Origin of the sequence: Nonomuraea sp. NBC_00507, assembly GCF_036013525.1 — a bacterium.
GTDB lineage: Bacteria > Actinomycetota > Actinomycetes > Streptosporangiales > Streptosporangiaceae > Nonomuraea.
In genome coordinates, this window is sequence record NZ_CP107853.1 from 5,144,639 (window position 1) to 5,165,962 (window position 21,324).

18 protein-coding genes and 1 pseudogene are annotated in these 21,324 nt (G+C 70.5%); 7 read left to right on the plus strand and 12 right to left on the minus strand.

Translation table 11 applies throughout. From position 1 onward, the window contains the following. Positions 1 to 23 precede the first annotated feature (23 nt). The 3 genes from OHA25_RS25090 to OHA25_RS25100 form a co-directional block, all read right to left on the minus strand. Complete coding sequence (locus OHA25_RS25090) at positions 24 to 1,784, minus strand: S1 family peptidase (RefSeq protein WP_327589949.1); 1,761 nt, start codon at positions 1,782 to 1,784, stop codon at positions 24 to 26. A gap of 132 nt (positions 1,785 to 1,916) precedes the next feature. Beyond that, positions 1,917 to 2,246 carry a hypothetical protein gene (locus tag OHA25_RS25095; RefSeq protein WP_327589950.1) on the minus strand — a complete coding sequence of 110 codons (330 nt, stop codon included), beginning with the start codon at positions 2,244 to 2,246 and terminating at the stop codon, positions 1,917 to 1,919. A 4-nt stretch (positions 2,247 to 2,250) separates the two neighbouring features. Further along, entirely contained in the window at positions 2,251 to 3,330 is a 1,080-nt protein-coding gene (locus OHA25_RS25100) for a LacI family DNA-binding transcriptional regulator (RefSeq protein ID WP_327589951.1), read from the minus strand. A 254-nt stretch (positions 3,331 to 3,584) separates the two neighbouring features. Between OHA25_RS25100 and OHA25_RS25105 the strand changes: the two genes are divergently transcribed. The 3 genes from OHA25_RS25105 (at position 3,585) to OHA25_RS25115 (ending at position 9,436) form a co-directional block, all read left to right on the plus strand. Beyond that, positions 3,585 to 6,314: an exo-rhamnogalacturonan lyase family protein gene (locus tag OHA25_RS25105; protein WP_327589952.1), complete on the plus strand. Its 2,730-nt coding sequence runs from the start codon at positions 3,585 to 3,587 to the stop codon at positions 6,312 to 6,314. A gap of 104 nt (positions 6,315 to 6,418) precedes the next feature. Beyond that, positions 6,419 to 8,272 carry a DUF2264 domain-containing protein gene (locus tag OHA25_RS25110; RefSeq protein ID WP_327589953.1) on the plus strand — a complete coding sequence of 618 codons (1,854 nt, stop codon included), beginning with the start codon at positions 6,419 to 6,421 and terminating at the stop codon, positions 8,270 to 8,272. Positions 8,273 to 8,428: 156 nt separating this feature from the next. Further along, positions 8,429 to 9,436: a hydroxyacid dehydrogenase gene (locus tag OHA25_RS25115; RefSeq protein ID WP_327589954.1), complete on the plus strand. Its 1,008-nt coding sequence runs from the start codon at positions 8,429 to 8,431 to the stop codon at positions 9,434 to 9,436. A 5-nt stretch (positions 9,437 to 9,441) separates the two neighbouring features. Here OHA25_RS25115 and OHA25_RS25120 read toward each other — a convergent pair whose 3' ends face one another. Both OHA25_RS25120 and OHA25_RS25125 read right to left on the minus strand, forming a co-directional pair. Next, positions 9,442 to 10,548, minus strand: a complete 1,107-nt coding sequence (locus OHA25_RS25120; protein ID WP_327589955.1) for a sensor histidine kinase — start codon at positions 10,546 to 10,548, stop codon at positions 9,442 to 9,444. Then, entirely contained in the window at positions 10,545 to 11,198 is a 654-nt protein-coding gene (locus OHA25_RS25125) for a response regulator transcription factor (protein ID WP_327589956.1), read from the minus strand. The genes OHA25_RS25120 and OHA25_RS25125 overlap by 4 nt, the downstream gene beginning before the upstream one ends. A gap of 106 nt (positions 11,199 to 11,304) precedes the next feature. Between OHA25_RS25125 and OHA25_RS25130 the strand changes: the two genes are divergently transcribed. Continuing rightward, complete coding sequence (locus tag OHA25_RS25130; protein WP_327589957.1) at positions 11,305 to 11,640, plus strand: hypothetical protein; 336 nt, start codon at positions 11,305 to 11,307, stop codon at positions 11,638 to 11,640. Here OHA25_RS25130 and OHA25_RS25135 read toward each other — a convergent pair. Continuing rightward, positions 11,626 to 11,952 (minus strand): ArsR/SmtB family transcription factor, encoded by a 327-nt coding sequence (locus OHA25_RS25135; protein WP_327589958.1) that lies wholly within the window; start codon positions 11,950 to 11,952, stop codon positions 11,626 to 11,628. The two genes, OHA25_RS25130 and OHA25_RS25135, sit on opposite strands and share 15 nt — an antisense overlap. Positions 11,953 to 12,056: 104 nt before the next feature. Here OHA25_RS25135 and OHA25_RS25140 point away from each other — a divergent pair, with 104 nt between their 5' ends. Further along, entirely contained in the window at positions 12,057 to 13,055 is a 999-nt protein-coding gene (locus tag OHA25_RS25140) for a zinc-dependent alcohol dehydrogenase family protein (RefSeq protein ID WP_327591040.1), read from the plus strand. A 33-nt stretch (positions 13,056 to 13,088) separates the two neighbouring features. On the opposite strand, the pseudogene OHA25_RS25145 reads toward OHA25_RS25140, so the two are convergent. From OHA25_RS25145 to OHA25_RS25155, 3 genes and pseudogenes are all read right to left on the minus strand, one after another. Further along, positions 13,089 to 14,417, minus strand: a pseudogene (locus tag OHA25_RS25145) (HAMP domain-containing sensor histidine kinase); the annotation flags it as partial. Then, positions 14,414 to 15,115, minus strand: coding sequence for a response regulator transcription factor (locus OHA25_RS25150; protein WP_305915290.1), 702 nt, complete (start codon positions 15,113 to 15,115; stop codon positions 14,414 to 14,416). The pseudogene OHA25_RS25145 and the gene OHA25_RS25150, both read right to left, overlap by 4 nt. Positions 15,116 to 15,160: 45 nt before the next feature. Continuing rightward, positions 15,161 to 16,108 (minus strand): metallophosphoesterase, encoded by a 948-nt coding sequence (locus tag OHA25_RS25155; RefSeq protein ID WP_327589959.1) that lies wholly within the window; start codon positions 16,106 to 16,108, stop codon positions 15,161 to 15,163. A gap of 127 nt (positions 16,109 to 16,235) precedes the next feature. Here OHA25_RS25155 and OHA25_RS25160 point away from each other — a divergent pair, with 127 nt between their 5' ends. Both OHA25_RS25160 and OHA25_RS25165 read left to right on the plus strand, forming a co-directional pair. Then, complete coding sequence (locus OHA25_RS25160) at positions 16,236 to 16,742, plus strand: SigE family RNA polymerase sigma factor (RefSeq protein WP_327589960.1); 507 nt, start codon at positions 16,236 to 16,238, stop codon at positions 16,740 to 16,742. Beyond that, positions 16,739 to 17,836 carry a hypothetical protein gene (locus OHA25_RS25165; RefSeq protein WP_327589961.1) on the plus strand — a complete coding sequence of 366 codons (1,098 nt, stop codon included), beginning with the start codon at positions 16,739 to 16,741 and terminating at the stop codon, positions 17,834 to 17,836. Before OHA25_RS25160 ends, OHA25_RS25165 begins: the two co-directional genes overlap by 4 nt. A gap of 49 nt (positions 17,837 to 17,885) precedes the next feature. Here OHA25_RS25165 and OHA25_RS25170 read toward each other — a convergent pair whose 3' ends face one another. The 3 genes from OHA25_RS25170 to OHA25_RS25180 are packed head-to-tail and all read right to left on the minus strand — an operon-like array spanning position 17,886 to position 21,123. Continuing rightward, a complete protein-coding gene (locus OHA25_RS25170; RefSeq protein WP_327589962.1) occupies positions 17,886 to 19,259 on the minus strand; it encodes an ABC transporter substrate-binding protein in 1,374 nt (457 codons plus the stop codon). 23 nt (positions 19,260 to 19,282) lie between these two features. Beyond that, entirely contained in the window at positions 19,283 to 20,206 is a 924-nt protein-coding gene (locus OHA25_RS25175) for a carbohydrate ABC transporter permease (protein WP_327589963.1), read from the minus strand. After that, a complete protein-coding gene (locus tag OHA25_RS25180) occupies positions 20,203 to 21,123 on the minus strand; it encodes a carbohydrate ABC transporter permease (RefSeq protein WP_305915284.1) in 921 nt (306 codons plus the stop codon). The genes OHA25_RS25175 and OHA25_RS25180 overlap by 4 nt, the downstream gene beginning before the upstream one ends. Between the last annotated feature and the right edge of the window lie 201 nt (positions 21,124 to 21,324).

A 21,324-nucleotide genomic window follows, 5' to 3' on the forward strand; every position in this document is an offset into this window, starting at 1 on the left:
TGGCCGTTGTCAGGGCTCCCAGCTCAGGCGTTCCTGTCGTCCGGCGGAGGCATGAACTGGCCGTAGCGGACGGCGCGGGTCTGGTCCCCGAGGGGCGCCTGGCCCTGCGGGGGCGCGGGGTGTCCGTACTGGCCCGGTCCGTACTGGGCGTTGCCGTTGTGCGGGGCCGATCCGTACGGGGCGTTGCCGTTGTGCGGGGCCGATCCGTACGGGGCATTCCCGTTGTGCGGGGCCGATCCATAGTGCGCGGCTTCGTTGCCACCAGCGCCATAGCCCTGCCCGTAGGCACCCTGCACCGGAGGCGACACCTGGGCCTGGCCCGCCGGAAGCTGCTGCCACGGGGGCGGCGGCACCGCGCCGTACGAGGGCGGGGCGAAGGACGGCTCGGGGCGCCGGCGCCGGCGTCGGCGTCGGCGCAGGACGCTGACCAGCACCAGAGCGATCACGATGGCGACCAGCACGCCGGCCCCGATCAACACCCACACGAGGATCGACTTGGGCGTTTCGTCCTTGCCCGCGGAGATGGCCTGCTGAGTGTCGCTGATGTACTTGGCCACGTACGGGTGGTTCGGGAACAGCGCCTGCACCTCACGGAACTTCGGCAGCGCGGCCGAGTAGTGGTGCCGGAAGAAGTCGTTGAGCGCCTCGTTGTACCGGGTCGTCGTGATGGCCTGGGCCGGCTTGATGTTCTTCTCGCCGAGCTTCTCCTTGATGATGCCCACCGGCAGGACGAAGCTCTCGCTCTCGGAGGCCTCGCCGCCCTCGCTCACCGTGCCGGCGATCAGCATGCCGACGACCTTGCCGTCCTTGCTGAACACCGGGCCACCGGAGTTGCCCTTGTAGGAAGGCGCCTGGGTCTGGATGTACGGCACACCGGTCTGCGTGGTGCGCTTGGCGTTGTACGGGCCCTCGGTCAGGGCCGGCTCCAGCTTGGACTCCAGGCTGAAGAACGGCGTGTTCGTGACCAGGCCGGGGAAGCCGCTGATGTACAGCGTGTCGCCGGTACGCACATCGGCGTCGTCACCGAGCGGCACGGTCGGCAGGTTCTGCTGCCCGTTGACCTTGAGCAGCGCGAAGTCCTTGCCGGGGTAGCTCTCGCCCACCGACACCAGCTCGGCCGGGACCGCCTTGGCGGTCTTGTCCACGCCACCGCCGGGCAGGCTCTGCATCACATTCAGGCTCTGCTTCAGGCCGCTGAGCTTCATGTTGTTGGTGTTGAACGTGATGTAGATCTGCTGCGCGAGCTTGAGGATCTCTTCGTCGGCCGCGAGGTCGCCCAGGCCGCTGATGATCTCTTTAGCGTCCTGCTCGTTGAACTTCTTCAGCGCCTGCTGCGCGAACAGCTGGCTGAGCTCGGTCTCGCCGACCTGGACGCAGTGTGCTCCGGTGACCATGTAGCCGTCGGGAGTGACCCACCAGCCGGTGCACATGCCGCCGACCTCGGCGTCGACCGTACGCTCGGGGGTGGCCGCGGAGACGTAGGTGTCCACGTTGGCCGCGATCTGCTGGAATATCCACTTGGCGATGCTGCGCTCGTCCGAGGAGATCTTGCCCGCCGTCACGGCCTCGACGGCCTGCTGACTGAGCTGCTCGATCTGAGCCTGGTTGATCGTGTTGGACGGCACGGAGACCGTCGCGGTGTAGGTGAAGGTGGTCAGCTGGACTGCCGGCTGCGTGCGCGCCGCGAGCCAGGTGCCGACGGGCACGTCGGGCCGCTCGTCGGTCGCGGGGTCGGCCAGCGCGGGTGACGCAGGCAACGCGACCGCCATGACGACCACCGCCACTGCGGCGATCTTCGTAAACCTTTTCCTGATATTTCCGTCCACAGCTGGAATGGTGGGGGACGGCTCTTGTGGGTGGCTTGGAGTCGACTGGGCTGCTGCTCTCCAGCCCTTCAAGACAAGGGGAAGGCCCTCTCAAAACACGGGAAGCTCTACCCGCCGCCCCAATCCGAACTCCCCTGCCTTGTCGTGCGTGACCATGGCGAACGCGCCGCCGGGCACTCCGTCGAGAACGACCGCGCGGGAGGCGATGCTCAGGAGCGTGACCTCTTCGGCCCCGCTGATGAAGAAGACATAGACGTCCCCAAACTCCTCACTGTCGTCGAAGACCTCCGCCTCCCCCTGCTGCTCCCTCTCGAAGATGAACTCGTCGATCACATCGATCCACGGAAAGGCGTAGTCGTCTTCGGAGACCCGTGGATCCGCGACCAATGGAACGTGGATCTCCACGACAAGATTGGCCATGCCCCTATTGTGCCTGGTTCCTGAGGGGGCGGACCGAGTCGCGGACGATGATGTGGGTGCCGAGCAGGACGTGCTCGGCCATGCCCGACCGGTCCTGCGCGCGTTCGAGGGCGAGGCGTACGGCGGTGCGGCCTAGCTCCTCGTGCGGCACGTGCACGGTGGTGAGGTCGATGTCGGCGGCCGGTGGCAGGTCGTCGAAGCCGACCATGGACACGTCGTCGGGAACACGCAGCCCGTGCTCGCGCAGCGCCTGGCGGGCGCCTGCCGCGATGAGGTCGTTGCCGGCGAAGACGGCCGTGAAGTCGCGTGGCCCGGCCGCGAGCCGTTCGCGGACCATGCGGTAACCCTCCTGCCGCTCCATCGTGCCCTCGACCTCCAGGCCGGGATCGTGCGGCACGCGGTGGTCGGCCAGGGCGTTGCGGTAGCCGGTGATGCGGCTCTCCGGCGTGGTGTAGCCGTCGCGCCGGCCGAGGAAGAGGATGCGCCGGTGGCCTGCCGACAGCAGGTGGCTGGTGATGGCGTACGCGCCGCCGGTGTTGTCGTACTCGACGACGAGGGCGGGCACGCCGGGGCCCAGCGGCGGGCGCCCGCACAGGACGAGCTGCGAGCCGGCGAGCGCCAGCGCGCGGGCGTATTCGGCCATGCGCCCGCGATAGGCCTCGTCGTTGACGACATTGCCGACGAGGATCACGCATTCGGCGTGCTCCTGGCGCATGAGCTGCACGGTGGCGAGCTCGCGCTCCGGGTCGCCGCCGGTGGTGCCGACGATGCACAGCTTGCCTTCGAGCGCGGCCTGGGCGTGCACGCCCTGCGCGACGTGGGCGTAGTGCGGGGAGACGACGGAGTTGACGATGATGGCGACGCTGCGGCTGCTCGCGCCGGCCAGTCCGCGCGCGTTGGCGTTGGCCACGTAGTCGAGCTCGCGGACCGCGCGCATGACCTTGCTGCGGGTGGCGGGTGCGCTGGGGTAGGTGCCGGACAGGATCCGGGAGACCGTGGCGACGGACACGCCCGCGTGCGCGGCCACGTCGCGGATCGTCGTGGGCCGCCGCCCCTCGTCACCGGACGCCGCACGCCGGGCCATCCCACCTCCTGAAACGCGGGGGTAAACCGCTTTCATGCGATGGTTCCCCGTCGCCGCAGGCGTGTCAAATCGCTGCTCGCAGGCATGCAGGCCAGCAGGGTGCGGTCCGTTTGGCGCAGGTCGTCCATGCAAACGCATCCCATGGTTGCAGCGGGCTCTTGACAGCGACTACAGCTCATGCTGCGATCTGCCCTTAGTAAACGGTTTAACAACGCGCCGTTTCATCGCTGTTACGCCTACCGAGTGGAGCCCCCATGGCGATGATGTCCCGACGAAACCTTCTCCTGAGCGCGGCGGCGGTCGGAGCTGCCGGGCAGGTCGGCTGGACGGCGGGACCGGCGCGTGCCGAGGCCGTGCAACCGGCGACGGCGAGCGGCGCGCTCGAGGACGGCGTCCAGCTCCGGTGGCTGGAAGGCGGCGTGCCCCGGCAGCTCGCCGCGGGGTCCACGTGGGGCGTGCCGTGGCCGAAGGGCACCGTGCCCAAGGACCAGGCCTTCGCGTTGCGGACCGCCGCGGGGCAGCAGGTGCCCGTGCAGACCTGGGCCACCGCGTACTGGCCTGACGGGTCCCTCAAGTGGACCGCGCACGCCATCGGCGCCGAGGTCGCCCCGGCCGAGCAGTACGTGCTCACCGCCGGACAGCCGGCCGCGCCCGCCGCGACCGTGACGGTCAAGAACGGCGACGACCAGATCGAGGTGAGCACCGGCGTCATCCGGTGCCTGATCCCGAAGAAGGGCGACCGGCTGGTGAGCGCCATCCTGCGCGGCGAGCGCGAGATCGCCCGCGACGGCGAGCTCGTCTGCCTGCGACAGAGCGAGCCCGGGGACGACGAGGGCGGCTCGGTGAAGCAGGAGAGGTTCACCGGCCGGACGGAGAAGGTGACGGTCGAGCAGTCCGGCCCGGTCCGCGCGGTGGTCAGGATCGAGGGCGCGCACCGGCACGGCAACCGGTCCTGGCTGCCGTTCACCGTGCGCCTGTACTTCTATGCCGGCAGCGACGGCATCCGCGCGGTGCACAGCTTCGTCTACGACGGCGACGAGAAGGAGGACTTCATCCGCGGCCTCGGCATCCGGTTCAAGGTGCCGATGCGCGACGAGCTGTATAACCGGCACGTGCGCTTCGCCGGACCGGGCGACGGCGTTCTGGCGGAGGCGGTGCGCGGCATCACCGGCCTGCGCCGCGACCCCGGCGCCGCTGTCCGCCAGGCGCAGGTCGCCGGGAAGGCCACCCCGCCGGTGGCGACGTGGGACACCCGGGTCAGCTCCCGCTTGCACCTCATCCCGGCCTTCGGCGACTACTCGCTGCGCCAGCTCACCGCTGACGGCTTCCAGATCCGCAAGCGGACCAAGAGCGGTCACGGCTGGATCCCGGTGGACGCCGGCGGCCGGGCCGGCGGGCTCGGGTACGTCGGCGGTCCCACCGGCGGCTTCGCCTTCGGCATGCGCAACTTCTGGCAGCTGCACCCCACCCAGCTCGACATCCGCGGCGCGGCGGGGGAGAACGCCGAGGTCACCGTGTGGTTGTGGTCGCCCGACGCCGGGCCCATGGACCTGCGGTTCTACCACGACGGCATGGGCCAGGACACCTACGCCGAGCAGCTCGAAGGGCTGGAGATCACGTACGAGGACTACGAGCCGGGCTTCGGTACCCCGTACGGGATCGCGCGCACGACGGAGCTGATGTTCTGGGCGCTGGAGGCCACCCCGGCCGCCGAGAAGGTGGCGGAGCTGGCCGAGGCCGTGCAGACGCCGCCGCTCGTCGTCGTGCCGCCCGCGCACATGCACGCGGCCAAGGTGTTCGGCGACTGGTCGCCGGTCGACCGCTCGACCCCCGCCAAGGCCCGCATCGAGGACCGGCTGGACTTCCTGTTCGACTTCCACAGCGAGCAGGTCGAGCAGCGCTCCTGGTACGGCTTCTGGGACTACGGCGACATCATGCACAGCTACGACCCGGACCGGCACGTCTGGCGTTACGACGTCGGCGGCTACGCCTGGGCCAACTCCGAGCTGTCGCCCGACCTGTGGCTCTGGTACCACTACCTGCGCAGCGGCAAGGCCGAGGCGTTCCGCTTCGCCGAGTCGATGACCCGGCACACCGGCGAGGTCGACGTCTACCACCTCGGCAAATGGCGGGACCTGGGGACCCGGCACGGGGTGCAGCACTGGGCCGACAGCGCCAAGCAGCTGCGCATCAGCACCGCCGGCTACCGGCGGTTCATGTACTTCCTCACCGCCGACGAGCGCATCGGCGACCTGATGCACGATCTCGTGGACTCCGACAAGACGTTCCTGGTGCTGGACCCCATCCGCAAGATCCGCACGGGCCCGTACGAGCCGGACCCGCACGCCCTGTCCGTCGGCACCGGCACCGACTGGAGCGGCCTCGCCCTGGCCTGGCTGACCGAATGGGAGCGCGGCGGCGACCCGGTCGCCAAGGAGAAGCTCCTGAACAGCATGCGCTCCATCGCCGCGATGCCCAACGGCTTCGCGCGCGGCGGCGGCCTGTACGACCTCGACAACGGCACCTTCAAGCCCACCGAGCCCGCCGTCAGCGTCGGCTCGCTCGGCTCGGTGTTCGGACTGGTCGAGGTGTGCAGCGAGGTCATCCACCTGACCGGGGACGAGGCGTTCACCAAGGCGTGGCTGCAGTACTGCCGCCTCTACAACGGCACCGCCGCCGAGCAGCAGGCGGAGACCGGGCAGTCGTGGGGCAACCTGAACCTGCGCCAGGCCCACTCCCGGCTCACCGCCTACGCCGCCGCCAAGCTCGGCGACGCGACCCTGGCCGCGCGGGCGTGGAAGGAGTTCGACACCGGCCACGCCGGATACCCCAAGACTCTGGAGTTCAAGGCGGTGCGCGTGGAGGGCTCGAAGGTGCTCAAGCCGGTCGACGAGACCACCTTCGCCTCGACCAACGCCTCCTCGCAGTACGGCCTGGCCGCCATCCAGTGCCTCGCCCTCGTGGGCGACCACCTTCCCGCGTAATGGCGGGTTCCACGTCCACCGCGTCGGCTCTCGCGGGCACCCGCCCATGCCCGCCCCGGCCGAACATCACCTACGCAGGAAGCTAAGCTCCTTTGTCTATGTCGATGCGCCTCCCAACGCCCGATGACCGACGGTCCCGCTACACCGGCTGGACCCGGGCGCATTGGGAGGCCACGGCCGACCACCTGCTGTCGTCCGTGGTGCCGTACGCCACGGACGACTTCGCCCAGTTCCGCCTGCCCGGCAGGACCAGCAGGTCGGGGCAGGTGAGCGACGGCCTCGAGGGCTTCGCCCGCACGTTCCTGCTCGCCGCCTTCAGGATCGCCGGCGCGCGCGGGGACGTGCCGCCCGCGCTGCTGGAGCGGTACGCGAGCGGCCTCGCCGCCGGGACCGATCCGGCGCACCCGTACGCGTGGCCGGCACTGACGGACATGTCGCAGCAGCTCGTCGAGGCGGCCTCGGTGGCGCTGGCGTTGCACGAGACCCGGCCGTGGATCTTCGACCGGCTCTCGCCCGCCCAGCAGGAGCGGGTGGTGGCGTGGCTGGCCGGGTTCGTGGGGCGGCGGACGCCGGACAACAACTGGGTGCTGTTCCGGGTGGTCGTCGAGCAGTTCCTGGCCGAGGTGGGCGGGCCGCACGAGCCCGGCGAGATCATCGGCGGGCTGGAGCGGATCGAGGAGTGGTACGTCGGCGACGGCTGGTACTCCGACGGCACGGGCAAGAACTACGACTACTACTGCGGCTGGGCGATGCACCTGTATCCGTCCTTGTGGGCACGGATGGCCGGCGACACCGCCAGGCAGGAGCTCTACGCGGCGCGGCTGCACCGCTTCCTCGGCCACTACCAGCACTTCTTCGCCGCCGACGGCGGCCCGGTGCATCAGGGGCGCTCCCTGACCTACCGGTTCGCGACGGTCGCGCCGCTGTGGCTCGGCGCGTTGACCGGCGCCTCGCCGCTTCCGCCCGGCCGGACCCGGCGCATCGCGAGCGGCGTGCTGCGCCACTTCGCCGAGCGGGGCGTGCCGGACGAGCGCGGGCTGCTCAGCCTCGGCTGGTACGAGCCTTTCCTGCCGGTCACGCAGGACTACTCGGGTCCGGCGTCGCCGTACTGGGCGAGCAAGGCGTTCCTCGGCCTGCTGCTCCCGCCCGGGCACCCGGCCTGGACGGACCCGGAGGAGGCCGCCCCGGTCGACCTCGCCGACCAGACGGTGGCCATGACCGCGCCCGGCTGGCTGCTGCACGCCACGCGCGCGGACGGCGTCGTGCGGCTGGTCAACCACGGCAGCGACCGGGACCGCGTCCAGGACCCGACCGGGCCGCCCGACCCGCATTACCTCAAGTTCGCCTACACCAGCCACACGGGACCCGAGGTGGGGGAGAAGGCGTCCGGCGTGGACAACCACCTGGCCGTCATCGCACCCGACGGGACCGCCTCACGCAGGCGGCACATCGAACCCCTGGCCGTGTCGGACCGGTTCGCCGCCTCCGCCTACCAGGACGGCCCGGTCCGGGTGGTGACGGCCTCGGTCGTCGACGGCGCCGCCGAGATCAGGATTCACCGGGTCACCGCACCCGCCGGACATCAGGTGCGGGACGGCGGCCACGCCCTGGCCGCGGCGGTTCCCCTCGACCTGCGCGAAGGCGACGGCGTGGCGCTGGCCCGGCGGCCGGACGGGCTGAGCAGCGCCGTGCGCGGCCTGCACGGTTACACGGGCGCGGGCCTGGTGACGGCCGAAGGCGCCAACGCCTTCGGCGCGCACTCGGCCACGCCGTACGTCATCGCCGACGCCCATCCCGGCGGCACCGCGATCTACGTGAGCCTCGTGCGGCTCGCGGTCACGGAAGAGGAGCCGCCCGTGCCCGGCGTGCGGGTCGAGGGCGACCTGGTCGTCCTGACGTTGCCCGCCGGGGAGACGGTGACGGTGCGCCTGGGCGACGTCCCGGCGTATGAACGGTGACGGTGCGCCTGGGCGACGTCCCGGCGTGCGAACGGTGACGGTACGCCTGGGCGACGTCTCCGCGTCCGGACGTTGACGCGGGCCTGCGGCCGCTCGTTGATCGACGCGCCCGTAGAGTGGTGAAACCGTTTACATCCACCGATAGGAGCTCACTCCGTGCCACGGCGACCCGTCGCGGTCTTCGCCATCGCCCCCTGGGCAGTCAGCGGCGTCTTCCCTCCTGACCTCGTCACCCGATTGCGGCAACTGGTCGACATCGACCCGGGGACGACGTTCACCTCGTTCGAAGGCGCCGAGGCGGCCTTGGCGGAGGCGGACATCCTGGTCACCGGATGGGGATGCCCCCGCATCGACGCCGGCGTGCTGGCGGCCGCGCCGCGGCTGCGTGCCATCGTGCACTCCGCCGGCACGGTCAAGGCCATCGTCGATCCCCTCGTGTTCGAGCGCGGCGTCGTCGTGTCCTCCGCCGCCGAGGCGAACGCCGTCCCGGTGGCCGACTACACCATGGCCATGCTCGTCCTCGGCGCCAAGCAGGCGTTCAGCCGCGCCAGACGCTACGCGGCCGCCGTCGAGGGCACGCCCAGGGACTGGCTGGCGGGCGAAGGCACCGGGCTTCATGACTGCACGGTCGGGGTGATCGGCGCCTCCCGGATCGGCCGCCTCGTCCTGCGGCGGCTCCAGTCATACGACGTCGAGGTCCTGCTCTACGACCCGTACGTGACCGCCGCTGAAGCGTCAGACCTCGGCGTCGAGCAGGTGAGCATGGACGAGCTCTGCCGCCGCAGCGACCTCGTCACCGTGCACGCCCCCGCCCTGCCAGAGACCCGCCACATGCTCGACGGCCGGCGGCTGGACCTGCTGCCTGACGGCGCCGTCGTCGTCAACACCGCCCGCGGATCGCTCATCGACACCGAGGCGCTGACCCGCTCGTGCGCCGGCGGCCGGATCTCCGCCATCCTGGATGTGACCGACCCGGAGCCGCTGCCGCCCGGGCACCCGCTCTTCTCCCTGCCGAACGTCATGATCACCCCGCACCTGGCCGGAGCTCAGGGCCGCGAGCTGCGGCGCCTCGGCGAGTTCGCCGTCGACGAGGTGGGCCGCTTCCTCAGCGGCGCGCCGCTGCTCGGGCGGGTGGAGCCGGAGCACCTCTCCTACATCGCCTGACCGCGTCAGGGGAAGGTGACGGTCACGTCGAGCCCGCCGTCGCGGCGGGGCCGGGTCTCCAGCGTGCCGTGGTGGGCGTCGGCGATGGCGGCCACGATCGACAGGCCCAGTCCCAGCCCGTCGCCACTGGCCTTTCTGCCGCCATCCAGGCGCTGGAAGGGCTGCACGAGCAGGTGGACCCGGTCGGGCGGGATCACCGGGCCGCTGTTGGAGACCCGGAGTGTGGAGCGGCCGGAACGCACGGCCGTCTCCACCAGGATCCATCCGCCGGGCACGTTGTACCGCACCGCGTTGTCCAGCAAGTTCGCCACCAGGCGTTCGAGCAGAGCGCGATCTCCGGAGACGGGTGCCGGGTCGAGAGAGGACGTGACCCGGATCCCGTCATGGTGGTCGAGGGCCTGCCTCGTGATCGCGGCCAGGTCGACGGGCCCGCGGTCCTGCAGGCCCTGCTGGCTGCGGGCGAGGGTGAGCAGGGCCTCGATGAGCCGTTCCTGGTGCTTGCCCGCGGCCACCACACGTTCCAGCACGGTGCGCAGGTCCTGGCTCCCGGCCTCCGGGTCGGCCAGCGCGACCTCGGCCATGGCCCGCTGCAACGTCAGCGGCGTGCGCAGTTCGTGGGAGGCGTTGGCGACGAAGCGCCGCTGCGCCGTGAACGCCGCCTCCAGCCGGTCTAGCAGCTCATCGAACGTGTCGGCCAGCCGCTTGAGCTCATCGTCCGGCCCGGAGGCACCCAGCCGCCGGTCGAGCCGGTCGGCCGTGATGCGGCGGACGGTGGCGGTCATCTCGCCCAGCGGCCGCAGCACCCGCCCGGCCATGAGCCAGCCCAGCAACGTCGCCGCCACCGCCATGACGGCCAGCGCGATCAGCGAGTTGACCAGGAGCCTGCGCAGGGTGTCGGACTGCTCGGCCCGGGGCGTCGGCGGGGGCAGCTCGAGCCCATCCGGTGCGGGGTCGGGCGACGGTGCGGGGGGCTGTGGCTCGGGGGCGACCGGCGCCGCGGGGAAGGGTGAGTACTCCACCAGGAGGTAGATGAGGGCGACCAGCACCACTCCGGCCATCAGGAACAGGCCGCTGTAGAGCAGGGTCAGACGCAGCCGTACGGTCCGCCTCATAACCGGTATCCGGCCTGCGGGACGGTCTCGATCAGCGGCGGGTCGCCGAGCTTGCGGCGCAGCCGGCTGATCGTCACCTTCACCGTCTGGGTGAACGGGTCGGCGAACTCGTCCCAGCAGCGCTCCAGCAACTGTTCGGCGGAGACCACCGCGCCCTCGGCGGCCAGCAGCAGCTCCAGGACGGCGAACTCCTTGGGGCTCAGCGGCAGCCGCCGCCCGTCACGGGTGGCGATCCGGGTGGCGGCGTCCAGCCGCAGGTCGCCGCGGACGAGCACCGGCGGGAGCGCGCGGGCCGACCGCCTGGCCAGCGCCCGGACCCGGGCGACCAGCTCGGCGAAGGCGAACGGCTTGGGCAGGTAGTCATCGGCGCCGACGCCCAGCCCGGTCACCTTGTCGTCGATCGTCCCCGCGGCGGTGAGCATGAGCACCCGGGAGGGATGGCCGGCCCCGGCCAGCGACCTGCACACCTCGTCACCGTGCAGGCCGGGCAGGTCCCGATCGAGCACGACCACGTCGTAATGGTTGACCCAGGTGTGTTCGAGCGCGGCATGGCCGTCCAGCACCACGTCGACGGCCATGCCCTCGCGGCGCAGGCCCGCGGCGACCGTCTGGGCCAGTTCCTCGTGGTCCTCGACCACCAGCACCCTCATGATCTCCAGGATGCCTCGTCAGGGGGTAACAGCGCGGTAACCGTCGCCGTTGCCGTCGTGTAACCGGTCCTGGACTTTGCTGGGCGCACCGAGAAAAGGAGGCATCATGTTCGGCTCGACGATCAGAAGGCTGGTTCTGGCCGCGGCGGTCCTCGTCGCCGTCACGGGCGGAAGGGCGGCCGCCTCGGAGGAGGCGCCCGCCGGGGACGTCACGGAATTCACCGCCTGCATGCGCTCGCACGGGCTGCCCGACTTCCCCGAGGTTGCGTTCTCCTCGGACGGGCTGGTCAACCTGCACATCAAGGGTGAGCGGGTCGACGTCCTGTCCGAGAAGTACGGGGCCGCGGTCCAGGCGTGCCAGTCGGTGTTGCCCGCCGGGACCCGGCTGCCGAAGGCACCGGCTGCGCCGCCCGCGCCGGCCGCGCCGTCACTCCCGTCCTGACAAGGCGCGCAGCAGCCCGGGGAACGCTTGGTCGATCTCGTCGCGGCGCAGCGCGTTCATGCGGGAGGTGCCCACGTAGTACTGCCGGATGAGACCGGCCTCACGCAGCACATTGAAGTGGTGGGTGGCGGTGGACTTGCTGACCGGCAGGTCGAAGGTGCCGCAGCGCATGTCCTGGCCGGCGGCGTAGAGCTCGCCGACGATCCGGCGGCGCACCGGGTCGACCAGGGCATCGAGCACCTGCTGCAAAGTGATCGTCTGGATGTCCGGGTGGGGCGGGATGCGGTCCCGCCCTGCTTGCCGCGTTGCCACCTCACCATCGTACGACACCCATCGAAGTACGATGAACATCGAAGTTTGACAGCGATCGTACTTTCCGCTTGAGTGAGGACCCGAGCGTGAAGGGGTGATGGGTGATGGTCAAAACGGTGCGGTTCCATGAGCTCGGCGGTCCGGACGTGCTGCGGCTGGAGGACGTGGAGGTCGGCGAGCCCGGTCCCGGTGAGGCGTTGATCCGGGTGGACGCGATCGGGCTCAACCGGGCCGAGGTGTTGTTCCGCGGCGGCCACTACATCGAGCCGGTCAAGGAGTTCCCCGCCCGGCTCGGCGCCGAGGCGGCGGGAGTGGTCGAGGCCGTCGGCGCGGACGTGGCGGGATTGGAGGCCGGGCAGCCGGTCAGCGTGGTGCCCGCGTTCTCGATGAACGACTACGGCGTCTACGCCGAGCGCGCGATCGTCCCCGCGGCCGCGGTGCTCCATCGCCCCGACGGGGTCGGCGCGGTCGAGGGTGCGGCCGTGTGGATGCCGTACGTGACGGCCTATGGGGCGCTGGTGGAGATCGGCGGGGTGCGGGCCGGGGACACGGTCGTGCTGACCGCCGCCTCCAGCAGCGTGGGACTGGCCGCGATCCAGGTCGCCAACCGTGTCGGCGCGGTGCCCATCGCCACCACCCGCACCCGGGCCAAGGCCGAACGGCTTCGCAAGGCGGGGGCGGCCGAGGTGATCGTCACCGGCGAGGAGGACGTCGTCGCCCGCGTGCTCGACCTCACCGCGGGACGAGGCGCCGCATTCGTCTTCGACGCCATCGCGGGCCCCGGCGTGGTGGATCTGGCCAAAGTGGTTGCCCCGGGTGGCACGCTCTTCGAATACGGTGCGCTGAGCGGTGAGGTGACCCCCTATCCGGGGTTCGCGCTCGGCATGCCCGCCCTGAACATGCGCACCTACACCGTCCACGAGACGACGACCGACCCGGAGCGGCTACGCCGGGCCGCGGCGTTCGTCTCCTCCGGCCTGCGGAGCGGCGCCTTCGAGCCCGTCGTGGACCGGGTCTTCGGCCTGGACGAGATCGTCGCAGCGCACCGTTACCTGGAGGCCGGCGACCAGGTGGGCAAGATCGTCGTCACGGTGAACCATTGATCGGTGCGATAGACGGGACCCGTCCACCGTGAACCCGACCGCCGCCCCGCCGCCGGGCCGGGCTCTGGCGAAGACCGCGCCGCCGTGCGCCTCGGCGACCTCGCGCACGATGGCCAGGCCCAGCCCGGACCCGGGCAGGCGGCGGGCGGTGCCGGCCCGGTAGAAGCGGTCGAACACCCGTGCCGCGTCGTCGGCGGGGATGCCGGGCCCGCGGTCGGAGACGGTGATCGTGCCCTGGCAGATGTGGACCTCGATGGGCTCGGCGCCGTCGTCGAACTTGGCGGCGTTCTCCAGCAGGTTGCTGATCGCGCGTTCGAGTCGCTGGCGGCGACCGCGGACCACGGAGTCGTCGGCGTCGATCCGCACCGGCCGGCCGGCGCGCCTGCGCAGGCGCTGCGCGGCGCCGTGGGCCGCCGCGGCCAGGCTCACGGGCGCCTCGGCCTCGTCGTTGTACCGGGCGAGTGCGAGCTCGACGAGCTCGTCGACCAGGTGGCTGAGCTCACGCGCCTCGCCCTCGACGTCGTCGAGGAGCCGGGCGCGGGCGTCAGGGGAGAGCTCGGCGTAGCGGCGCAGCACACTGGTGTTGGTGCGCAGGCTGGTCAGCGGGGTCCGCAGCTCGTGGGCGGCGTCCTCCACCAGCCTGTCCTGGGCCTCGCGGGCGGCGGCGAGGCGGGCGAGCATCGTGTTGAACGCGGCCGAGAGCCGGCCGACCTCGTCGGAGCCGTCCACCGGCACCTTACGCTCCACGGGCCCGTGGACGCTGACCTCTTCGGCCACCTTGGCGAGCCGTACCAGGCGCCGGGTGATGCGCCCGGCGACCAGCCAGCCCAGGGCCGCGGCGACGAGCATGACCGCGAGGCTGAGCGCCGCGATCTCGTTGGCCACGCTGCCCAGCAGGCGGTAGGTGGGGTCGAAGTGGATCGCGACCTGCAGGGCTCCGCGGCCCCCGCCGAGCGCGGTGGTCAGCAGGCGATAGCAGTGCGAGTCGACGAAGACCTCGGCGGTGTGCGTGCCCCCGGGGGCGGCGGAGGCGGCAAGGGCGCGGGTGACGTCGGAGACCGGCAGCGTGATGGTCGCGCCGCCCAGATGCCGGGCCGTGCCGTCGCGGGCCACGGCCTGGGCGACCATCTCATACCTGTCGTCGTCGTCCCGGCTGGGTGGGGGGCGCATGGCCAGGCTGGCGGGGAGCTCCGGCGCCTGGCCCGGGCCGTTGGCCAGGATGGCCGTGGTGTCCCGCAAGGAGCGGTCGATCTCCGCGGTGATGCGTTCGGAGGCGGCGCCATAGCTGAGCACGCCGACCAGCGACGACACCACGGCGGCGACCACGGCGAAGGCGAGTGCGAACCGCGAGCGCAGGCTCATGGCCGCCGGACCACGTAGCCCACGCCGCGCACCGTCTGGATCACGTCGTGCCCGCCGGCTTCGGCCAGCTTCCGGCGCAGATAGCCGATGTAGACCGCCAGGTTCTTGGAGTCCGGGCCGAAGTCGTAGCCCCAGATCCGCTGGTAGATCGTCGAGTGGTCCAGCACGATTCCCGCGTTGTGCACCATGAGCTCCAGCAGGTCGAACTCGGTCTTCGTCAGCTGCAGCTCCGCGTCGGCCCACCAGGCCCGCCGTGCGGTGGGGTCGACGCGGAGGGATGCGAGCTCGAGCACGGCGTCGTCGTGGCCCGGCACGTGCGCCGCCTGCGCCAGTGTGGCGCGGCGCAGCAGCGCCCGCAGGCGGGCGAGCAGCTCGTCGAGCTCGAAGGGTTTCGGCAAATAGTCGTCGGCGCCGGCGTCCAGGCCGGCGACCCGATCGGGGGTCTCGACCCGGGCGGTGAGCATCAACACCGGGGTGCGGTCACCCTCGGCGCGCAGCACACGGCACACGGCCAGGCCGTCGACATGCGGCATCATCACATCGACCACCAGGGCATGGAAACTGTCCCGGCGGGCCCGGGTCAAGGCCTCCACCCCGTCGACCGCGGCGACGACGTCGTACCCTTCCAGCTCCAGCGCCCGCGCAAGGGACTCGCGGATGGCACGATCGTCGTCGGCGATGAGGACACGATTCGGCACCTCTAAATGGTGCCTTATGTCGCGTCTACTTCAACCCTCCCGATCTCAGGCCGGTACGGTCTGCGGCTCCCAGGAGAAGACAGCGGCCGACTTCGGGTCGGCGGTGACGCGCAGCCAGTTGGCGGCGGTGTCGCCGTACGTCTCCAGGCGGGTCAGGTTGGGCACCCCGGCGTAGCCGGGCTCCACCTCGTAGACGTGCTCGTCGCCATGCGCGAGCACGACCGGCTTGCCGTAGGCCCGGGCCCGCTCCACGATGCGCGCCCTGATCTCGGCGAATCCGGGAGTGTTCAGGGGCTCGGCCTGCATCATCAGCAGCACGCCCGGCGCCTGCGTACGGCCGGCGACGGCGAAGGCGTTGTCGATCCAGTCCAGCGCGGCGGCCTTGCGCGCCTCGAACTCCGCCAGCCGCTCCGCGGGCCGGTCGCCGCCCGGCAGCTGGCTCCAGGGGGCCAGGTCGTTCTCACTGCCGACCACGTGCACCGTGGCGAAGACCACACCGGATCGGGTGAAGAGCACGTTCTCCCGGTAGTCGCGGTGACGGGCGTCACGGGCCTGGGTGCGCACGCCCATCGGGTGGCCGCCGATGGTGCGTCCCGCGATGGGATAGAAGATGCGGCGGACCGCCTCCAGCCGTTCGGTGGGGACGTAGCCGCCGGCGGCCGTGCGATGGCAGTCGGTCCACTCGTTGTCGCCGGGCGTCAGCACGAACGGGTCGTCGAACGTGCCGAACAGTCCGGCCAGCGTCGTGAAGCGGGCGTCGTCGCAGGTGGAGGAGCCGTTCTTGACGTCACCCGCGTGCAGGACGAAACGGACGTCCGGGTCGGCGTCGATGGAGTCGACGAGCTTGGGGAACACGGCCTGCTGGGCGTCGCCGTAGGGGGTGTCGCCGATCAGGGCGAACGTGACGGAGGGCCCGGAGGAAGCCTGCGCCGGGACGGACGGCACGAGCAGGGACGCGGTGATCAGGGCGGACAGAAGCAGAGATTTACGCATGCGCGAATCTCTAACAGCCACGGGAGGCTTGCCGATGAAGCCGAGCCGACGGGCCGGGAAACGGAGAGTCGGGGGTGCAACCTTTGGGCCAGTGGGTCGCGTTGGGAAGGGGCGAGAGGAGAGCACATTGGATCAACACGAGGGCTTCCGCGAGTTCGTGCTGGCCCGCCAGCAATCGCTGATGCGGACCGCGTACCTGCTCATGGGAGACGCCCATCTCGCCGAGGACCTGCTGCAGAGCGTGCTGTCCAAGGTCGTCGGACAGTGGTCCAAGCTGTCCAGGAGCGGCAACCCCGAGGCGTACACGCGCAAGGCGCTGGTCAACCAGTACATCTCCTGGCGGCGCCGTCATCGCCCTGAGTTACCGAGCGCGCACCCGCCCGAGCGGAGCGCCTCCTATGACGAAGCCACGCTCGATCGGATCGTGCTGCGGCAGGCACTGGCCCGGCTGGGCCGCAAGCAGCGCGCCGTGATCGTGCTGCGCTTCTGGGAGGACCTCACCGAAGCGCAGACGGCCGACGTGCTCGGCTGCTCGATCGGCAACGTCAAGAGCCAGACCCATCGCGCGCTGGCCCGCCTGCGCGAGATCGCGCCCGAGCTGATGGATCTACACGTCGAGGAGGTGGCCCGATGACGAGGCTGCGCAACGCGCTGGAGGGTCTCGCGGCGGAGGCCCCACCGGTGAGCCTGGCCGACGTGGCCATCGAGGGCCATCGGCGCAGGCGGCGCACCACATTGGCGGTGGTCGCCGCCGCGACGGTCGTGGCGCTGGTGGTGACGACGGCGGGGGCCGTCATGGCCTGGCCGCGTACCGACCAGACGGCCACGCAGAAGCAGGTGGACACGGTGCCCGACCTGCCCGATCGCAACGTGGGGGCGATCAGCCACGCCTACCAGACGCCCTGCGAGATCGACGAGGTGACGCGCAAGGCCGACTGCAGTGCCGTGGAGTGGCGGGTGGTCACGCGGAGCGGCAAAACGTACCGGGTGCCGGACGCGCTCGTCTCGACCCGCAAGGGCCGGCGGGGGCCCCTCGCGATCAGCCGGGACGGGAGCATGCTCGCCTACTACGAGCGCCGCGCCCAGACGTTCGTCGTCCACAAGCTGGAGACCGGCAACAGGACGGTCTCCCCTGTCACGGTGAAAGAAGATCGGATCGGCGTCGGCGCCCTGCTGGCGGTCTCCGACGACGGCCGGTACATGGCCTTCGACCCGCGCGAGGGAAGCAAGGAACCCGGCCTGCTGATCGACCTGGCCAACAAGGCGGTGCCGATACCCGGCAAGTATGAGGTGATCAGCATCAGGAACGGCCTGGTCGAGCTCGTCCGGTACGTCAAGACGGACCTGTGGCTGATGCCGGTCAAGGGCGGAGGCAAGCCGGTGCGCTTCGACGGCGTGTTCATCCACTTCAGCGAGCTGTCTCCGGACGGCCGCACGGTGGCCGCCGTCGAGTTCTCGGACGCCAACAAGGCGGGCTTCGGCAGGCTCACGCTGCTCGACGCCAAGACGGGGCGCACCCTGCGCAAGGTGACCGTCCGCGGCCTGCCGAAGAAGGGCGTCGTCGACGGCACCAGCCTCTGGCTGAGCCGCTCCGAGGTCCTGGTCAACGTTGGCGACAAGGACCACATGTACTCCTACGCGGTCGACGTCACCACCGGGCGGGCGAAGCGCTGGGCCGACTACTCCGACGAGCGCAGCGCGGCCCTCGTCCTGCCCGGAGTGAGCTGAAGCAGCGGCCCGGCGGGGGGCACCTCCCGCCGGGCCGCCGTTCGTCCGGTCAGCCGCTCGAGAGCGTGAAGCCCTGCTCGGTGCCGAAGGCGGTGATGCGGTCCTGCCACGTCTTCAGCGCGGCGGACAGGTCGCCGCTGCCGTCGAGGGCCTGGCCCACGGTGTCCTTGAAGATGCTGTTGGCGTACACCTGGAACGGGAGGTACTGCCAGTCGGCCTTCACGGCGGCCGAGGCGTCGCCGAGGACCTGGTTGATCTTCTGCCCGCCGAAGAACTCCTGCGGCGCGTCACGGAAGGACGGGTCGTCGAGCAGCGTCTTGGTCGCGGGGAACAGCCCCGCCTCCTCGTTCAGCGACTTGACCGCCTCCGGGTCGGAGTTGAGCCACTGCGCGAAGGCCACGGCGGCCGGGATGTTCTTGCTCTGCGGGATGACCGCCACCGACGAGCCGCCGTTCTCGGCGTTGATCGGCTTGGCCGCGTCGTGCTGCGGCATCGGGGCGACCGCCCACTTGCCCTTCGTCTGCGGGATGGAGTTGATGATGCCGTTCGGGGCCCACGCGCCTGTCATCCAGACCGCGTACTTGCCGGAGCCCATGCCCTTCCACCACTCGTCGGTCCAGCCGGGCTGCGGGTCGACCAGCTTCTCGCCGAGCAGGGTGCCGAAGGTGCCGACGAACTGCTTGACGCCGGGGTCGGTGGCGAGCGTGACGCTGACCTGGCTCTCGCCCGAGGTCTTGAACGGCGTGCCGCCCGCCTGCCAGATCAGGCTGTCCACGCCGCCGGCGTCGCCGGGGTCGATGGAGGTGATGAAGTTGTCCGCGTTGTCGGCCTTGATCTTCTTGGCCGCCTCGATGAACTCTGCCCACGTCTTCGGCGGCTCGATCTTCAGCTTCTCGAAGATGTCCTTGCGGTAGAACATCGCCATGGGGCCGGTGTCCTGCGGGATGCCGTACACGCCGCCGTTGATCGCCACCTGGCCCCACGCCGCGGGGGCGAACTTGTCCTTGAGCGCGTCGGAGCCGTGCTCGGCGAGGTTGACGACCTGCTTGGAGAGCGCGAACTGGGGCAGCGCGAAGTACTCGATCTGCGCCACGTCGGGCGCGCCGGAGCCGGCCTTGATCGCGGTCTGCAGCTTGGTGTACTGGTCGGCGGACTGCCCCGCGTTCACCACGTTGACCTTGATGTTCGGATATTTCGCCTGGAAGCGGGCGACGGTCTTCTCGATCCCCGTGACCCACGTCCAGAAGGTCAGCTCGGCCGGCTTGCTCAGCGCGTCCTGGACGGCGGCCGACGCGCTCGGGGCGGCGGCCGGGGCGGTGGTGGCGCCCCCGCCGCTGCCGCCGCCGCACGCGGCCAGTGCCAGTGACAGGGCGGTGGCGACCCCGGCGGTCATCACACCGCGCCGCGATGGAAGAGTTCTCATGGGCGTTTCCTTATTCACGGGGGTTATTGCTTGACGCTGCCGGTGGCCAGACCCGACTGCCAGAACCGCTGCAGCACCAGGAAGGCGATGATCAGCGGCACGATGGACAGCAGGCTGCCGGTCAGGATGAGGCTGTAGGTGGCGTCGACGGCGCCGGAGGTGCCGCTGTTGGCCTGGGCGTTCCACTGGTTGAGCCCGACGGTGAGGGGGAACCAGTCCGGCGTGTTCAGCACGATCAGCGGCAGGAAGTAGTTGTTCCACGTCGCGACCAGTGAGAAGAGCAGGACCGTGACGAATCCGGGGGCGAGCAGCCGCAGCGCGATGGTGCGGAAGATCCTGAACTCGCCCGCCCCGTCGATCCGGGCCGACTCCAGGATCGAGTCGGGGACCGCGTCGGCCGCGTAGACGCGCATCAGGTAGAGGCCGAACGGGCTGCACAACGACGGGATGAGCACCGCCCACGGGGTGTCGACGAGGCCGATCTGGCTGAACAGCAAATACGTCGGCACGGCGAGGGCCGTCCCCGGGATGGAGATCGCGCCGAGCACGACCGCGAACAGCAGCTTGCGGCCGGGGAAGTCATACTTCGCCAGGGCGTATCCGCCGATGGTGGCCAGCAGGGCCGCCCCGCCGGCGCCCACCACGGAGTAGAGCACGGTGTTGCCGAACCAGCGCAGGAAGATGCCGTTGTTGTAGCTCAGGGTCTCGGCGATGTTGGCGAACAGGTGGAAGTCCCCGCCGAACCAGAGCCCGAAGGTCGAGAACAGATCCGCGCTGGTCTTGCTGGAGTTGGCCAGCAACCAGAACAGCGGCAGGACCGCGTACCCGAACATGACCAGCATGATCAGGGTGAGGACGGGGCTCTTGCCCCGGCGCCTGGCCTTGATGGATCGGTGCGCGCCCCGCTGGGCGGTGGTGGCGGCGGGCGCGCCGGCGACGGCCGTCACAGCGTCTGCTCCCTTCTCGCCGTGATGAGCTGCACCACGTACGCCACCACGACGGTGACCAGGCCCAGCACGACGGCGACGGCGGCCGAGTAGTTGATCTGCTGGCCGTTGAACGCCAGGTTGTAGGCGTACATGTTGGGCGTGTAGCTCGTTGTGATCACCGAGGGCGCGAGCTTCTGGAGGATGTTCGGCTCGTTGAAGAGCTGGAAGCTGCCGATGATCGAGAAGACGGTGGCCACGAGCAGCGCGGGCCGCAGGGCGGGCAGCTTGATGCTCCAGGCGATACGGATGGCCCCCGCACCGTCCATTTCGGCGGCCTCGTAAAGCTCATCCGGGATGGCCCGCAGCGCGGCGTACAGGATGATCATGTTGTAGCCGACGTACTCCCAGGTCACCATGTTGCCGATGGAGCCCAGCATCCAGGAGCGCGACATCAGGTCGGGGAGTGTGACGCCGAAGACGTCGCCGATCTGGCCCACCAGGCCGAACTCGTCGCCGTACATGTAGCCCCACATGAGGGCCGCCACGACGGCCGGCACCGCGTACGGCATGAAGATCGTGATGCGGAACAGGGACGGCCAGCGCAGCCGGCCGCTGTCGATCGCGAGCGCGCATCCCAGGGCGATGAGCAGCATGATCGGCACCTGCACGACCAGGAAGAGCGCCACGCGGAGCAGGCCGGCGCCGAACAACGCGTCGCCGACGGCGCGGGTGTAGTTGGCCAGACCGGCGAAGACCGTGCCACCGATCAGGCGGTCCTGGAAGAAGCTCAGGTAGATCGCGTACAGCAGCGGCGCGACCACCGTGATCAGGAAGACCACGAAGAACGGCAGGAAGAAGGCGTAGCCGGCGACGCGCAGGCGCACGAACGGCCGGGCGAGGCCGGCCTGCCGGAGCCCGGTGGCCGGCGCGGTCATTCCGTGCTCCAGTGTGATGTTCGCGTTGCCATGGGGACTGGCACTGAACTCTCCTTGTCGGGGCGTCTACGGCCTGGCAACCGCAGCGCTACCTGCGCCACCGTGTCCTGACTCCAGTGGCAGTCGCGATGATCGTGTGTTTGCGCAAACATGATGAAGACGATCTGTAGTCTGGACTTGCCGCCGGAATCATGTCAATAG

What these genes read in the sequence shown, in the direction of transcription:
- OHA25_RS25170 (WP_327589962.1), bottom strand. Translation starts at nt 19,259, where the DNA reads ATGAGAACTCTTCCATCGCGGCGCGGTGTGATGACCGCCGGGGTCGCC.
- OHA25_RS25140 (WP_327591040.1), top strand. Translation starts at nt 12,057, where the DNA reads ATGGTCAAAACGGTGCGGTTCCATGAGCTCGGCGGTCCGGACGTGCTG.
- OHA25_RS25110 (WP_327589953.1), top strand. Translation starts at nt 6,419, where the DNA reads ATGCGCCTCCCAACGCCCGATGACCGACGGTCCCGCTACACCGGCTGG.
- OHA25_RS25155 (WP_327589959.1), bottom strand. Translation starts at nt 16,108, where the DNA reads ATGCGTAAATCTCTGCTTCTGTCCGCCCTGATCACCGCGTCCCTGCTC.
- OHA25_RS25100 (WP_327589951.1), bottom strand. Translation starts at nt 3,330, where the DNA reads ATGGCCCGGCGTGCGGCGTCCGGTGACGAGGGGCGGCGGCCCACGACG.
- OHA25_RS25120 (WP_327589955.1), bottom strand. Translation starts at nt 10,548, where the DNA reads ATGAGGCGGACCGTACGGCTGCGTCTGACCCTGCTCTACAGCGGCCTG.
- OHA25_RS25095 (WP_327589950.1), bottom strand. Translation starts at nt 2,246, where the DNA reads ATGGCCAATCTTGTCGTGGAGATCCACGTTCCATTGGTCGCGGATCCA.
- OHA25_RS25180 (WP_305915284.1), bottom strand. Translation starts at nt 21,123, where the DNA reads ATGACCGCGCCGGCCACCGGGCTCCGGCAGGCCGGCCTCGCCCGGCCG.
- OHA25_RS25165 (WP_327589961.1), top strand. Translation starts at nt 16,739, where the DNA reads ATGACGAGGCTGCGCAACGCGCTGGAGGGTCTCGCGGCGGAGGCCCCA.
- OHA25_RS25130 (WP_327589957.1), top strand. Translation starts at nt 11,305, where the DNA reads ATGTTCGGCTCGACGATCAGAAGGCTGGTTCTGGCCGCGGCGGTCCTC.
- OHA25_RS25125 (WP_327589956.1), bottom strand. Translation starts at nt 11,198, where the DNA reads ATGAGGGTGCTGGTGGTCGAGGACCACGAGGAACTGGCCCAGACGGTC.
- OHA25_RS25105 (WP_327589952.1), top strand. Translation starts at nt 3,585, where the DNA reads ATGGCGATGATGTCCCGACGAAACCTTCTCCTGAGCGCGGCGGCGGTC.